Here is a 12,590-nt window from a genome sequence, read left to right as displayed (position 1 = left end):
AAAAACCCGCTCAATGAGCGGGTTTTAAGAAATTCAGCTACGCAGCTTAGATAGCAGTAACGTTAGCGGCAGATGGGCCTTTGGCACCGTTCGTGATTTCAAACTCTACACGCTGGCCTTCAGCAAGCGTTTTGAAACCGTTGCTAACGATGGCAGAGAAGTGAACGAAAACGTCCTTGCTACCATCTTCCGGAGTAATGAAACCGAAGCCTTTGGATTCATTAAACCACTTAACGCTACCTTTAATCTTAGACATCAAACTTACCTTTAACGTGAATGAAAGACACAAAACCTGTGTCGATTACAGTACAGCAAGCAGGCAGGATTTTGTCCACCACCGCGATCACAGAAATCCGATAAAGAGTGAAAAAATCCGTGTAGCCCGGTGTAAATGGATTGCACCGGTTGCGATAAGCTCCCGTTCCAGGTCAATCCTCTCCACCCACCGGCGAACAATGCGCGAACGGCCAAACCCGCCCGCTTACCCCAGCGTTGACGCCCCCATGCAGACGCAATCGCTATGAAATATAACCAGATGGTCTTTTTGCTTCGGCGGCCGCTGCACTAGGGTTAGGGTTTATTTCCCACTGTGAGCCAAGCCTATGACCAGCCAGTTGGCAGACAAAATCATCGCCTATCGGCGTGAGCTGCACCAAAACCCGGAGCTTTCCAATCACGAATTCGCCACCACCGCCCGGCTGACCCGCTGGCTGCAAGAGGCGGGCATTCGCCTGCTGCCGTTGGCGCTGAAAACCGGCGTCGTGGCGGAGATTGGCAGCGGCAAGGGGCCGATCATCGCGCTGCGCGGCGACATTGATGCCCTGCCGATCGACGAAATCGCCGACGTACCCTTCAGCTCGCAAAACCGCGGCGTGATGCACGCCTGCGGCCACGACTTTCACACCTCGGTGATGCTCGGCGCCGCACACCTGCTCAAAGCGCGTGAGGCCGACCTGCCCGGCACGGTGCGCATCTTCTTCCAGCCGGCGGAAGAGACCTTCAACGGTGCCCGACATCTGATCGACGCTGGCGCGCTGGATAACGTTGCGGCGGTATTTGGCCTGCATAACGCGCCGGAGCTGCCCACCAGCACCTTCGCCACCCGCGCCGGGCCGTTCTACGCCAACGTCGATCGCTTCCAGATCCTCATCACCGGCAAAGGCGCGCACGCCGCCAAACCGGAACAGGGCGTCGACACCATCGTCACCGCCAGCCAGATCGTCGGCGCACTGCAGACGCTGCCCAGCCGCAGCTTCAGCTCGCTGGAATCGCTGGTGGTGAGCGTAACGCGCATCGAAGGCGGCAATACCTGGAACGTGCTGCCGCAAACCGTGGAGCTGGAAGGCACGGTGCGCACCCACAGCGACGCGGTGCGCCGCCAGGTACCGGACAAAATTCGCCAGGTGATCGACGGCGTTGCCGCCGCGCTGGGCGCGCAGGCCGAACTCCGCTGGCAGCCGGGGCCGCCGGCTGTAATCAATGATCCGCATTGGGCGGCGTTCAGCAAAACCGTCGCCGCCGAGGCCGGCTACCGGGTCGAAGAGGCGGAACTGCAGATGGGCGGTGAAGATTTCGCGCTGTATCTGCACCATGTGCCGGGCGTATTCGTCAGCATCGGCTCCGCCAGCGAATTCGGCCTGCATCATCCGCGTTTCAATCCCGATGAACGCGCTCTGTTCCCCGCCGCGCAATATTTCACGCTGCTGGCGGAACGCACGCTGCAACAATTAACCACCACGCCGGAAAAAGCCCTCAGCAACGCCTGAATAACGGTAAAGCGTATTTCCCCGACGCAGAGGATGCCGCGTCGGGGATTATTTTTTCGCTCGCCGTGATATTTGCAATTTTCAACATTTGAATATGCTGTTTTGTTGTTTTACATCCCGCCGCCGCTCATCAATAGTGGGCACATCAGACACCGCGCGCCTCTGCGGCGCATGACAGGATAATCACGATGAGCGACAACGCGACTAATCAACGGCAATTGCGGCTGGGCGCCATTCTGCATGGCGCATCGGGAAATATGTCCGCCTGGCGCCACCCGGACGCCACCGCCGACGCCAGCATCAACCTCGAATTTAATATCGCCACGGCGAAAAAAGCCGAACAGGGGAAATTCGATTTCGTCTTCGTCGCCGATGGGCTATATATCAACGAAAAGTCCATTCCGCATTTTCTTAATCGTTTCGAACCGCTCACCCTGCTGGCCGCGTTGTCCGCCGCCACCGATAAAATCGGCCTGGTGGGCACCCTCTCCACCTCCTACAGCGATCCGTTCACCGTCGCCCGCCAGTTCGCCAGCCTCGATCACCTGAGCAACGGCCGCGCCGGCTGGAACGTGGTGACCTCGCCGCTGGAAGGCTCGGCCAAAAATTTCTCGCGCAAAGAACACCCGGAGCACAGCCTGCGTTATCGCATCGCCGGCGAGTTTCTCGACGTTGCCAAAGGGCTGTGGGACTCCTGGGAAGACGACGCCTTCGTGCGTAATAAGGCCAGCGGCGAATTTTTCCGCGCCGGCAAACTGCACACTCTCAATCACCAGGGGGAATTCTTCTCGGTACAGGGGCCGCTGAACATCGGCCGCACGCCACAGGGGCGCCCGATCCTGTTCCAGGCCGGCGCCTCCGAAGACGGCAAACGGCTGGCGGCCCAACACGCCGATGCGATCTTCACCCATCACGACACGCTGGAGCAGGCGCAGGATTTCTACCAGGACGTGAAGCGGCAGCTGGTGGAACAGGGGCGCGAACCGGACGATCTGCGCATCTTCCAGGGCGTCAGCGTAATCGTCGGCGACGACGACGCGGACGTCGAGCGCCAGTACCAGGAGACCGCCCGCCTGGTCAGCATCGAGAATGCCCTCAACTACCTCGGCCGCTACTTCGAGCATTACGATTTCGCCCGCCATCCGCTGGACGCCCCCTTCCCGGACATCGGCGATCTGGGGCAAAACAGCTTCCGCAGCACCACCGACGCCATCAAGCGCAGCGCCCGCGAGCGCAACCTCACGCTGCGCCAGGTGGCGCTGGAAGCCGCCTCGCCGCGCCCGGTGTTCAGCGGCACGCCGGAAGCGGTGGCGGATGGCCTGCAACGCTGGTTTGACGGCGAGGCCGCCGACGGTTTCATCATCAGCGGCGGTACGCCCAACGCCTTCGGCCACTTCGTCGATCGGGTGGTGCCCGTCCTGCAGCAACGTGGCCTGTTCCGCCAGGCGTACCACGGCGACACGCTGCGTGAACATCTAGGCCTGAAGCGCCCGTTGAACAGATTCAACCAATAATAGGATCGCTTTCAGGGATACCCGCTATGCAGAAAACCGTTACCGCCGCCCTCGTGGCGGCCTTGCCGAGCCTGACCGGCGCCGCGCAGGCGGGCACCGGCATCGATTTGCAGGCCTATGCCCCCCTATTCACGCGCCGAAGACCCCGCAGGCGAACGCCATGGTCAACCGCTGGGGCGAGAGCGCCGAACGCCTTGCGCAGTCGGAAATCAACCCGCCCGGCCAGGGCGATTAGGAGCGCGCGATGACGCAAGACACCTTCATTCAGACGCTGCCGACCGACCCGCTGATCGCCCCGGTGATCGAAGGGCTGTTCGGCGAATATCGTCAGCGCTACGGCGACTATTTTGGTGACCAGGAACCGGAAGCGCTGGATCTATACGCGCCGCCGCAAGGAGCCTTCATCGTGCTGCTGCGCGCCGGTGCGCCGATCGCCATGGGCGCCTTCAAACGCTATGACGCGCTAACCGCCGAGCTGAAGCGCATCTGGACGCGGGGCGACCTGCGCCGCCAGGGCCTGGCGCAGCGGGTGCTGCAGCAGTTGGAAACGCTGGCGCTGGCGCAGGGATATCGCCGGCTCTATCTAACCACCGGCTTTCGCCAGCCCGAAGCGGTGGGCCTGTATCTGAGCAACGGGTATCAGCCGCAGTTCGATCCCACCGTCGACAGCGAGGTTTACAGCCGCCCACCCTACGATGGCCGCCTGCCGTTCCGCAAAAGCCTGATTGCAGAGGACGCATGTTGTTGCGCGTCGGAAAGGAAAATCGCCTAAGGCCCTTTATCTGTATCAGGAGACATGACATGTCCAAACAAGACGTCTTGAAAGTGGTGCCCGCCCGCTATCCGCTGCAGCTGATCGGCGCGCTGTTTTCGCTGTTTATTCTGGCCGCCATCGTGCAATCGGTGGCGGGCAACGCGCGCTGGGAATGGGGCGTGTTCGCCGAGTGGTTCTTCGCGCCGGCGGTGCTGGCAGGGCTGGGGCAAACCCTGCTGCTGACGCTGCTCGGCACGCTGTTCAGCATCCTGTTCGGCACCCTGCTGGCGCTGGCGCGGCTGTCGCGCTCTTACCTGCTGGCGTCGCTGGCCTGGGGTTATATCTGGCTGTTTCGCTCGCTGCCGCTGATTCTGGTGCTGATCATCCTGTACAACTTTTCCTATCTGTATGACGCCATCTCGCTGGGCATTCCCTTCACCTCCGTGGTGTTCGCCAGCTACCCGACCATCGACATTCTCGGCCAGTTCGCCGTGGCGGTGCTGGGCCTGACGCTGGTGCAGTCCGCCTACACCGCCGAGATCATCCGCGGCGGCATCCTGGGCGTGGATTACGGCCAGCACGAAGCGGCGGCGGCGCTGGGGTTGCCGGGCTATCGCCGCACCTTCCGCATCATTCTGCCGCAGGCGCTGCGCTCCATTATTCCGACCGGCTTCAACGAGATCATCAGCCTGGCGAAAGGCACCTCAATCGTTTACGTGCTGGCGCTGCCGGAGCTGTTTTACACCATTCAGGTGATCTATAACCGCACCCAGCAGGTGATACCGCTGCTGATGGTCGCCACCGTCTGGTATCTGTTCATCACCACCGCGCTGTCGGTGATCCAATACTACATCGAGCGCTATTTCGCCCGGGGCGCGGTGCGCGAACTGCCGCCGACGCCCTGGCATAAACTGGCCGGCTGGCTAAAACGTTAGGAGACCCGCATGTCTGAAGCCATTGATTATTATGCCTTGCCCGAACAGCCGGCGCGCAATCTCACCCCGGTGCCGGCACGCGGCCTGATCGAAATCAGCAACGTCAGCAAGTTCTTCGGCAAGCACAAGGCGCTGGACGACGTCAGCCTGACGCTGCAGCCGGGCACCGTCACCGTGATCCTCGGCCCTTCCGGCTCCGGTAAATCGACGCTGCTGCGGGCGATCAACCACCTGGAACGCGTGGACCAAGGCTTTATCCGCATCGACGGCGACTACGTCGGCTACCGCCGCAAAGGCAACCGGCTGTATGAGCTGAAGGAAAAGGCCATCCTTCGGCAACGCATCAACGTCGGCTACGTATTCCAGAATTTCAACCTGTTCCCGCACCTGACGGTGCTGGAAAACATCATCGAAGCGCCGGTGGTGCACAAGATCCACTCTCGCGAACGGGCGAAAGCGGTGGCCTATGAACTGCTGGATACCGTCGGGCTACGCCACAAGGCGGACGCCTACCCGCGCCACCTCTCCGGCGGCCAACAGCAGCGCATCGCCATCGCGCGCGCGCTGGCGCTGAACCCGAAGGTGATCCTGTTCGATGAACCGACCTCCGCGCTCGATCCCGAGCTGGTCGGCGAAGTGCTGGACGTGATAAAGGGGTTGGCGGATCTGGGCGTCACGCTGGTGGTGGTCACGCATGAAATCGGCTTTGCGCGCGAAGCGGCGGATCGGGTGGTGTTTATGGTCGATGGGCAGATCGTCGAGCAGGGCGACGCCAGGCAAGTGCTGGCCCAGCCGCAGCATCCGCGCACCGTCAACTTCCTCAACAAAGTGCTGTGATCGTCGGGGCGCCGCGGCGCCCCGTACCCGAGCTGCTTACCGGCCGGCGAAGCGCCGCTTCTCGGCGGCGAAATCCAGCGGCCGGATCCCCTGCTGGTTTTTGTCCTCGTCGGTCAGCAACGCCGGCGGAATAAACCAGGTCACCTCAAACAGCAGCCCGTCCGGATCGTGGCCATAAATGCTTTTGTGCACGCCGTGATCCTCTTCCAGCCCGAGAATGCCGCGTTCGGCCAGCTGGTGACGAATGCGCTCCAGCTCTTCCAGGCTGTCCACTTCCCAGGCCAGATGGTACAGCCCGGCCGCTGGCTCATGCTCCGCCGGCGGCTCGTTGTTGGCACGAAAGACCCCGGCGCGCTGCTGGCCCAGGTTCTTGCTGAACAGCGCCAAATCGTGATCGTTGTCCGAATCGGCGGCCTGGGTAAACACCGCCCGATCGGGGCTGTCGGACGGCTTGAGCTTGAACCCCAACACCTGATGATAGAAGTCGGCGCTCTGCCGCACGTCGCTGACATACAGCACGGCGTGATTGAGACGTTTGATGCCCATCGCTATTCCTTTACGCATTGAATGAAGTCAGCATGAACATAGCATGTGGGGGGAAAGCCGCTAAATGCCGTTATCGCATGACGAAATGCCGCCCGCGCAATCTGTCGCTGCAAGGCATTCCGCGCTATCATAAGCGCTGTATAGAACCCTTTTGTGAGAATAGCGATGAACGGCAAGATAACGACTTTTTTTGAAGACAAAGGCTTCGGCTTTATTACCGACGAGAACGGAGAAAATCGTTATTTTCACGTGATTAAAGTGCAAAACCCGGAGCTGATTAAGAAAAACGCGGCGGTGACCTTCGAACCGACCAACAACACCAAAGGCCCGTCGGCTTATGCGGTTAAAGTGTTGGCGCCCAGCAAATACATCATCATCGCCAATGAAAGAATCAAGATCGCCAGCATCAAGTCTTTCAATACCTTCACCAAGGAAGTGCCGGCCAAAGCCGACGTGGATAAAGAGAACACCGTGCTGTCGGTCGGCCTGCTGATGAACCGCATTCGCCCGCAGTCAGAAGATCAGGCGCAGACCATGCAAACGCTGCGCATGCTGACCATTACCACCTTCCAGAACACCACCCATACTTTCTCCGAGCACGAGATCGATATGGATGAGACCATTAAGGCACTGAAAAGCCTGTAAGCGCCGGCTGCCCAGCGTCGAGCCCTAGCGGAACAGGATATGCTCGACGCTGTTGCCGCTCACCACGTTGAACGACTCCACCCGATTACGCCCCTGCGATTTGGCGCGATACAGCGCGATATCAGCCATATTCATCAGTTGCTCCAGCGATTTCACCTCATTCATCGCCAGGCTGGCGACGCCGACGCTGATGGTGATTTTCAGCGTCTGTTTGCCTTCCGCCTGCAGTTCCGCCTGCTCCACCAGCCGGCGCAAATATTCCCCCAGCGCCACGCCCTGCGCCGCCAGCGCGCGCGGCAGCATGATGGCGAACTCTTCCCCGCCCAGGCGGCCGAACAGCTGATCGTGCCGCAGTTCGCGACGCACGATGTGCGCGAACGACGCCAAAACCTGATCGCCGGCGCTGTGGCCGTGCGTATCGTTGATCTGCTTGAAATGGTCGATGTCGATCAGTAGTAGCGACACCGCCTCTTTGGAGCGGTGTTTATGCTCCAGCAGCTCGCCCGCTTTGCGCGTCATCGCGCTGCGCGCCAGCACCCCGGTCAGAAAATCGTGGTTGGCGCTGTGCTCCAGACGCCGCATCAGCTTGCGGTTGGCGGCGATGGAGCTGGCGAGGATCAGCGGCCCCATCACCAGCATGGCGATGCCCAAGCGGGCGGACATCAGGGTATCGAGGAAGGCGTTGTGGTTGTTCGGCGTTTCGTACAGCATCAGGTTGGCGGAAATGCTGCTGATCTCGGTCATGCCGGTCAATAGCGTCAGCAACGTCACGGGGAACAGCGGGTAGCGCACCGCGCACCACAGCAGCGCCGGGATCGGGAAGGCGATAGCGCCCGGCCCGCCGATATAGACGCTGAATATCAGCGACAGCAGCAGCGCCAGCAGCGGCAGGCAGCCCTTCAGGCGCCAACGCACCTGCATGCGCAGCAGCTGCTTCAACCGCGGCGCCGCCATCAGCACCGGCAACAGCAGCAAGGTCGTCGAGAACTGCTCGCTGAACCAGGCCAGCCAGGCGACCACCACCGTGTTGTTGTACAGGCTGTCGTTGCGCAGCACCGACAGCGTCGACGCCACCGCCGCACCGGCCAGGCTGGCGCTGAACATATAGAGTATCGCCTGGGGTTTGCCCATGCGCCGTTGAGATTGGGGCAGCATCAGCATGATGCCGTAACCGACGGCGATCAGCGACATGTTGCAGGCGTTCAGCCACAGCGCCAGAGACCAGCCTTCGCCGGTGCTGAGATCGGCGGCGACCATGCCCAGATAGGTGGTGAACCAGCCGAGCGGCGTGGCGTAAACGGGTTTTCGCAGCAGCAGGCCGAGCAGAATCGCATTCACCGGCCAAAATAAGGAAAGCGAGCCAATCGGCCGGCTAAGAATACCCACCAGGGAAAGTAAAAAGGCCAGCATGAAAAGATTGATCAGCTGAACCGTTAGCGGCAGGCCATGCCTGGCGTTTATTCTGGCGTTCATCGCCTCGCCCATATTTTGATAATAACCAGAATAATAATGTGCATACTCTCTCGCCCGGCCAGTGAGGGATAGTCAATCCGAATTTCAACCAAAAAAGCCAGACAAATCAATAATAAAAAGCATTAACATTTAATTAACAGACTTTTCTTAGCCTGATGCGCCTGCGGCGGACTCCCCCCGCATAGCGTCAGCAAATAATGCCCACTCTGCTGTCAGCATAGCGCATAGCGTAATAGGCCGCCGAGGGCGTTAATTACATTAATAAGTTTATGGTTATTGGTCGTTGAATGCTGTTTGAATAACTGCGCGATTATTTTCCTGCAACTGGGCCGCCCGTGCAATAACAACCCCAAAAAAGCCCGCATAGCGCGGGCTTGCCTGAACAACAGCAAATCGACAATTACAACACGGCCATGCCTTGCATGCCCGTGCTGCCGCGCAGTATAGCGGTGCAAGCTTAAGCAGACCTTAGCAACAAAAAACCCGGCCTAGGAACCGGGAATATTTGTACGAAATGCAGTGTTAGCCCAAGCAGGCTAATAACATTTCGCAGCTTACACGCCAATTGTGCAGAGAAAATGAACGCGGCGTCCGCTCAACCGCACCGCCGCCCTCTCTGCACGGAAGGGCTTACGCCAGTTTGGCGGCAAAGCCTGCTACGCGCTGCCCATAGAGCTTGGCGGTCGCCAGATCGCCCGACAGCATCTCATCCACGCCGGCATCCGCCGGGGTCTGCACCAGCAGCCCCACCGAACCGCCCAGGTTATTGACGTCGGTGCGCTGCGCCGATTTGGTGTTGGCCGGCATCAGCCCCAGGCTGACCCACAGGCCGCCATGTTGTGAAGCCAGCGTCTGCAGCGCGATCAACGTCACCTGCTTGTCGCCGTTCAGGCTGGCGCTGTTGGTAAAGCCGCCGAACACTTTGTCTTGCCACTTGCGGCCGAACCAGGCCTTGGAGCTGGCGTCGGCGAATTTCTTGAACTGCCACGACGGGCCGCCCATATAGGTCGGCGAACCAAAGATGATGGCGTCCGCCTCATCCAGCGTCTGCCAGGCTTCGTCGCTGATATCGCCGTTCTGATCGATGGCGATCAGTTCCGCCCCGGCGCCTTCCGCCACGACTTTCGCCAAACGCTCGGTATGGCCGTAGCCGGAATGAAACACCACTACTGTCTTCGCCATAGAAATTCTCCACTCATTGCACAAAGGCGCCGACGGCGCCCCTCTCGCGTTCAATCTAATCAAGCGCGCAGCGGCTGAATACCGAATAAAACTGACGGTGTTATTCAAAAAAATCGCGTTCCTCCGCCAGGCATGCGCAGATAAAAAAAATCCCGCTCAAGGCGGGATAAACTTAACAGGGATGGGGTAATACACTACAGGGAATGGATAACACACAACATCATCGGGTAGAGCTACAGTACCAATCCCAATGTATAGAACTGTCATCCCCGCGTAAGTTTGCTCGGCCAGATGTAACGCCGAATGGGAAATATGACATTTTTCTCAACGCACCACGAACAGGCGCGACTCGAAACCGCCGCTCTTGAAGGTGCCGGTATTGCCCCCCCGGCGGCGAATGGCCGAAGTTCGAAAATCGGCGCAATCAGCGCGGCGCCGCACGGCCCTCAGCGGATTTCAACGTTGATATCGGGATAAGCTTGCTCGCCGTCGCTGAGGTAATGCCCCAACGCCCGGTAAGCCATAACGTACAGCACGGCGGCGGCGCACAGGCACAGCAAGGTCACGAGCAGGAATCTGGATTTGCGCACGATAGGCTCCGTGGAGAAATTTTCGCCTATTGTAGCGCGGCAAAATAAACGTAGGTTCAATTGCCGGTGGGTCAAGCGCCTCGCACTCACTCGGCGAGGCGGCTTCATATCATTTCTTCAGCATGTAGATAAACGAATCGACGGTTTCGCCGCCGGCGGTGGTGACGCTGACCGCCACTCGTTCATAACCCTCACCTTCAAACGCATCGAGAGTCGGCCAGTGGTTGACGAGGTTAGCTGAACGGAACAGAAACCCGTTCACCCGATTGCCACTGTTATCCAGCACGATGCCCGGGTAGCCCATCTCGGCGCCCCAGCCTTCGTTAAGCAGCGAGCCGCCGACGCTACCCTCTTCCCAACTGCCGCCGATGGCTTCCATAATGTGCGCGTTGGGCCTGCCCGGCCCCAGGGTGCCGTAAACGAATAAGCTTTGCATTTTTCTCTCTACTACTCACTGAAAGTTAACGCATGAACATAGCATGACGTTCAGCGGCGAGCCAACGGGAGTACGGGTAGCGCAGTCGAGTTTTCAAGGGAACAAGTAGGGGGAAGAAAATCAAGGGAGTAATGGCACGCCCTATAGGATTCGAACCTATGACCTACGGCTTAGAAGGCCGTTGCTCTATCCAACTGAGCTAAGGGCGCATTGAGATGCGGCAACCTGCGGCTGCGGGTTGGGATTATACGGTCAGAGGTTAGCGAGTCAATGCCTTTTCATGACGTTACGGCGGCGGCCGTGCTTTATGGCGTTTTTTCCGCCAGCGCCCGCGCGGCGAGGGTTCCCGTCAACCGGGCGCCGCCATGCTGAGCCAGGCCGAGGCCTACGTAAATCGGCGCGCGCTCAGCCCCTTGCCGCCCACCGCCCCGCCGCAGGCAAAGGCGGGCGGACTGCACCACTGCGGCGATGTCCCCCCAATCGGCATGCTCAACCACCCGCGCGTTGCAGGTCATCTCCCCCCTTTCCCCCAGTGTTGCGTCGGGGCGTGCGCTGTTTAAAGAAGCCTGGCTCCCCGATGCCCAAACCAGCAACAGCGCGCAGCCTGCCCAGGCAGAGCCTTTCATGCGCATAACTTCCGCCACAGCGCACTCAGGCGCGCCCGCCACGACGGCGCTCCTTCATGCTTGCCGAGCCGATGCAGCGCGGTGAGTTGCGCGCTGTCCGCCGGATGCAGCGAAGAATCGAACACCGTTTCCCCTATGCGTTTAGGCTCCGCCGGTTGCTCGTCAGGCTGATGATGCAACGGGTAAAGCCGGGTTATCGCCCTCATGATCCTGCCCTCTTTCGCCCTGTGAACCGCACCAGCGTATCCAAATGCCGGTAAAAATGGCGTAGAGGATCCTGAGGCCGGCATAAAAAAAGCGTAAATCGGCGTCGGCAACGGCCGCGAGGGTGATTCTGCGCCTGACAGCGCGCTCAGCTTCTGCCAGAATAGCGGCATCCCCGCTTTTCTTAATTGATGGATTTCCACACTGATGTCAGCAAAGATTATTGATGGTAAAACGATTGCGCAGCAGGTTAGAAACGAAGTGGCTGAGCAAGTGAAACAACGTCTGGCGGCCGGCAAACGCGCCCCAGGGCTGGCGGTTGTGCTGGTCGGCGAGAACCCGGCTTCGCAAATTTACGTCGCCAGCAAGCGCCGCGCCTGCGATGAAGTCGGCTTCCTTTCCCGCTCCTACGACCTGCCCGCTGCCACCAGTGAAGCCGAGCTGCTGGCGTTGATCGACCAGCTGAATGCCGATCAGGAAATCGACGGCATTCTGGTGCAGCTGCCGCTGCCGGCCGGCATCGATAACGTCAAGGTGCTGGAACGCATCCACCCGGACAAAGACGTCGACGGCTTCCACCCGTACAACGTCGGCCGCCTGTGCCAGCGCGCCCCCAAGCTGCGCCCGTGCACGCCGCGCGGCATCGTCACCCTGCTGGAGCGTTATAACATCGATACCTACGGCCTGAACGCCGTGGTGGTCGGCGCCTCCAACATCGTCGGCCGCCCGATGAGCATGGAGCTGCTGCTGGCCGGCTGCACCACCACCGTCACCCACCGCTTCACCAAGAATCTGCGTCACCACGTCGAGAACGCCGATCTGCTGGTGGTGGCGGTCGGCAAGCCGGGCTTCATTCCGGGCGACTGGATCAAACCGGGCGCCATCGTGGTGGACGTCGGCATCAACCGCTTGGAAAGCGGTAAAGTGGTGGGCGACGTCGATTTCGACGCCGCCAGCGAGCGCGCCGCCTACATCACCCCGGTGCCGGGTGGCGTTGGCCCGATGACCGTTGCTACACTGATCCAAAATACCTTGCAGGCCTGCGAGGAATATCACGACGTTCAACCTAAATAAGTAAGGCA

General features: G+C 60.0%; 14 protein-coding genes, 1 tRNA gene and 1 pseudogene. 7 read left to right on the top strand and 9 right to left on the bottom strand.

What is annotated here, in order from left to right:
- Window positions 1–46: 46 nt before the first annotated feature.
- Entirely contained in the window at window positions 47–256 is a 210-nt protein-coding gene (cspE, locus tag SSARUM2_RS05380; RefSeq protein ID WP_004940030.1) for a transcription antiterminator/RNA stability regulator CspE, read from the bottom strand.
- Window positions 257–602: 346 nt separating this feature from the next.
- Between cspE and SSARUM2_RS05375 the strand changes: the two genes are divergently transcribed.
- From SSARUM2_RS05375 to SSARUM2_RS05355, 5 genes and pseudogenes are all read left to right on the top strand, one after another.
- Window positions 603–1,766: a M20 peptidase aminoacylase family protein gene (locus SSARUM2_RS05375; RefSeq protein ID WP_060438995.1), complete on the top strand. Its 1,164-nt coding sequence runs from the start codon at window positions 603–605 to the stop codon at window positions 1,764–1,766.
- A gap of 188 nt (window positions 1,767–1,954) precedes the next feature.
- Window positions 1,955–3,250 (top strand): annotated as a pseudogene (locus tag SSARUM2_RS05370) (LLM class flavin-dependent oxidoreductase); the annotation flags it as partial.
- Between the two features lie 274 nt (window positions 3,251–3,524).
- Complete coding sequence (locus SSARUM2_RS05365) at window positions 3,525–4,052, top strand: GNAT family N-acetyltransferase (protein WP_060438997.1); 528 nt, start codon at window positions 3,525–3,527, stop codon at window positions 4,050–4,052.
- Between the two features lie 29 nt (window positions 4,053–4,081).
- On the top strand, window positions 4,082–4,969 hold the full coding sequence (locus tag SSARUM2_RS05360; RefSeq protein WP_060438998.1) for an amino acid ABC transporter permease: 888 nt from the start codon (window positions 4,082–4,084) through the stop codon (window positions 4,967–4,969).
- Window positions 4,970–4,978: 9 nt separating this feature from the next.
- Window positions 4,979–5,806: an amino acid ABC transporter ATP-binding protein gene (locus SSARUM2_RS05355; protein ID WP_041033838.1), complete on the top strand. Its 828-nt coding sequence runs from the start codon at window positions 4,979–4,981 to the stop codon at window positions 5,804–5,806.
- A gap of 36 nt (window positions 5,807–5,842) precedes the next feature.
- Here the strand turns inward: SSARUM2_RS05355 and SSARUM2_RS05350 are convergent, their stop codons facing one another.
- A complete protein-coding gene (locus SSARUM2_RS05350; protein ID WP_049235220.1) occupies window positions 5,843–6,352 on the bottom strand; it encodes a VOC family protein in 510 nt (169 codons plus the stop codon).
- A 165-nt stretch (window positions 6,353–6,517) separates the two neighbouring features.
- Between SSARUM2_RS05350 and SSARUM2_RS05345 the strand changes: the two genes are divergently transcribed.
- Entirely contained in the window at window positions 6,518–6,997 is a 480-nt protein-coding gene (locus SSARUM2_RS05345) for a cold shock domain-containing protein (RefSeq protein ID WP_033647218.1), read from the top strand.
- A gap of 24 nt (window positions 6,998–7,021) precedes the next feature.
- On the opposite strand, the gene SSARUM2_RS05340 is transcribed toward SSARUM2_RS05345, so the two are convergent.
- The 7 genes from SSARUM2_RS05340 to SSARUM2_RS05310 form a co-directional block, all read right to left on the bottom strand.
- Window positions 7,022–8,470 carry a GGDEF domain-containing protein gene (locus SSARUM2_RS05340; RefSeq protein WP_049235234.1) on the bottom strand — a complete coding sequence of 483 codons (1,449 nt, stop codon included), beginning with the start codon at window positions 8,468–8,470 and terminating at the stop codon, window positions 7,022–7,024.
- Window positions 8,471–9,100: 630 nt separating this feature from the next.
- On the bottom strand, window positions 9,101–9,652 hold the full coding sequence (locus SSARUM2_RS05335) for a flavodoxin family protein (RefSeq protein ID WP_033653217.1): 552 nt from the start codon (window positions 9,650–9,652) through the stop codon (window positions 9,101–9,103).
- Between the two features lie 446 nt (window positions 9,653–10,098).
- Entirely contained in the window at window positions 10,099–10,242 is a 144-nt protein-coding gene (locus tag SSARUM2_RS05330; protein ID WP_165877150.1) for a hypothetical protein, read from the bottom strand.
- A gap of 109 nt (window positions 10,243–10,351) precedes the next feature.
- Window positions 10,352–10,678, bottom strand: coding sequence for a gamma-glutamylcyclotransferase (locus SSARUM2_RS05325; RefSeq protein WP_033647222.1), 327 nt, complete (start codon window positions 10,676–10,678; stop codon window positions 10,352–10,354).
- Between the two features lie 132 nt (window positions 10,679–10,810).
- Window positions 10,811–10,887: transfer RNA gene (locus SSARUM2_RS05320), tRNA-Arg, on the bottom strand.
- 96 nt (window positions 10,888–10,983) lie between these two features.
- Window positions 10,984–11,322 (bottom strand): hypothetical protein, encoded by a 339-nt coding sequence (locus tag SSARUM2_RS05315; protein ID WP_125460786.1) that lies wholly within the window; start codon window positions 11,320–11,322, stop codon window positions 10,984–10,986.
- Window positions 11,301–11,510, bottom strand: a complete 210-nt coding sequence (locus SSARUM2_RS05310; protein WP_033637398.1) for a hypothetical protein — start codon at window positions 11,508–11,510, stop codon at window positions 11,301–11,303. Before SSARUM2_RS05310 ends, SSARUM2_RS05315 begins: the two co-directional genes overlap by 22 nt.
- A gap of 205 nt (window positions 11,511–11,715) precedes the next feature.
- Here SSARUM2_RS05310 and folD point away from each other — a divergent pair, with 205 nt between their 5' ends.
- Complete coding sequence (folD, locus tag SSARUM2_RS05305; RefSeq protein WP_033637396.1) at window positions 11,716–12,582, top strand: bifunctional methylenetetrahydrofolate dehydrogenase/methenyltetrahydrofolate cyclohydrolase FolD; 867 nt, start codon at window positions 11,716–11,718, stop codon at window positions 12,580–12,582.
- Window positions 12,583–12,590 lie beyond the last annotated feature (8 nt).

Origin of the sequence: Serratia sp. K-E0102 (assembly GCF_029962625.1) — a bacterium.
Taxonomy (GTDB): Bacteria; Pseudomonadota; Gammaproteobacteria; order Enterobacterales; family Enterobacteriaceae; genus Serratia; species Serratia sarumanii.
Note: the sequence above shows the minus strand (reverse complement) of the source record. Positions and strands in the feature narration are given on the sequence as shown.

What these genes read in the sequence shown, in the direction of transcription:
- cspE (WP_004940030.1), bottom strand. Translation starts at nt 256, where the DNA reads ATGTCTAAGATTAAAGGTAGCGTTAAGTGGTTTAATGAATCCAAAGGC.
- SSARUM2_RS05375 (WP_060438995.1), top strand. Translation starts at nt 603, where the DNA reads ATGACCAGCCAGTTGGCAGACAAAATCATCGCCTATCGGCGTGAGCTG.
- SSARUM2_RS05365 (WP_060438997.1), top strand. Translation starts at nt 3,525, where the DNA reads ATGACGCAAGACACCTTCATTCAGACGCTGCCGACCGACCCGCTGATC.
- SSARUM2_RS05360 (WP_060438998.1), top strand. Translation starts at nt 4,082, where the DNA reads ATGTCCAAACAAGACGTCTTGAAAGTGGTGCCCGCCCGCTATCCGCTG.
- SSARUM2_RS05355 (WP_041033838.1), top strand. Translation starts at nt 4,979, where the DNA reads ATGTCTGAAGCCATTGATTATTATGCCTTGCCCGAACAGCCGGCGCGC.
- SSARUM2_RS05350 (WP_049235220.1), bottom strand. Translation starts at nt 6,352, where the DNA reads ATGGGCATCAAACGTCTCAATCACGCCGTGCTGTATGTCAGCGACGTG.
- SSARUM2_RS05345 (WP_033647218.1), top strand. Translation starts at nt 6,518, where the DNA reads ATGAACGGCAAGATAACGACTTTTTTTGAAGACAAAGGCTTCGGCTTT.
- SSARUM2_RS05340 (WP_049235234.1), bottom strand. Translation starts at nt 8,470, where the DNA reads ATGAACGCCAGAATAAACGCCAGGCATGGCCTGCCGCTAACGGTTCAG.
- SSARUM2_RS05335 (WP_033653217.1), bottom strand. Translation starts at nt 9,652, where the DNA reads ATGGCGAAGACAGTAGTGGTGTTTCATTCCGGCTACGGCCATACCGAG.
- SSARUM2_RS05325 (WP_033647222.1), bottom strand. Translation starts at nt 10,678, where the DNA reads ATGCAAAGCTTATTCGTTTACGGCACCCTGGGGCCGGGCAGGCCCAAC.
- SSARUM2_RS05310 (WP_033637398.1), bottom strand. Translation starts at nt 11,510, where the DNA reads ATGAGGGCGATAACCCGGCTTTACCCGTTGCATCATCAGCCTGACGAG.
- folD (WP_033637396.1), top strand. Translation starts at nt 11,716, where the DNA reads ATGTCAGCAAAGATTATTGATGGTAAAACGATTGCGCAGCAGGTTAGA.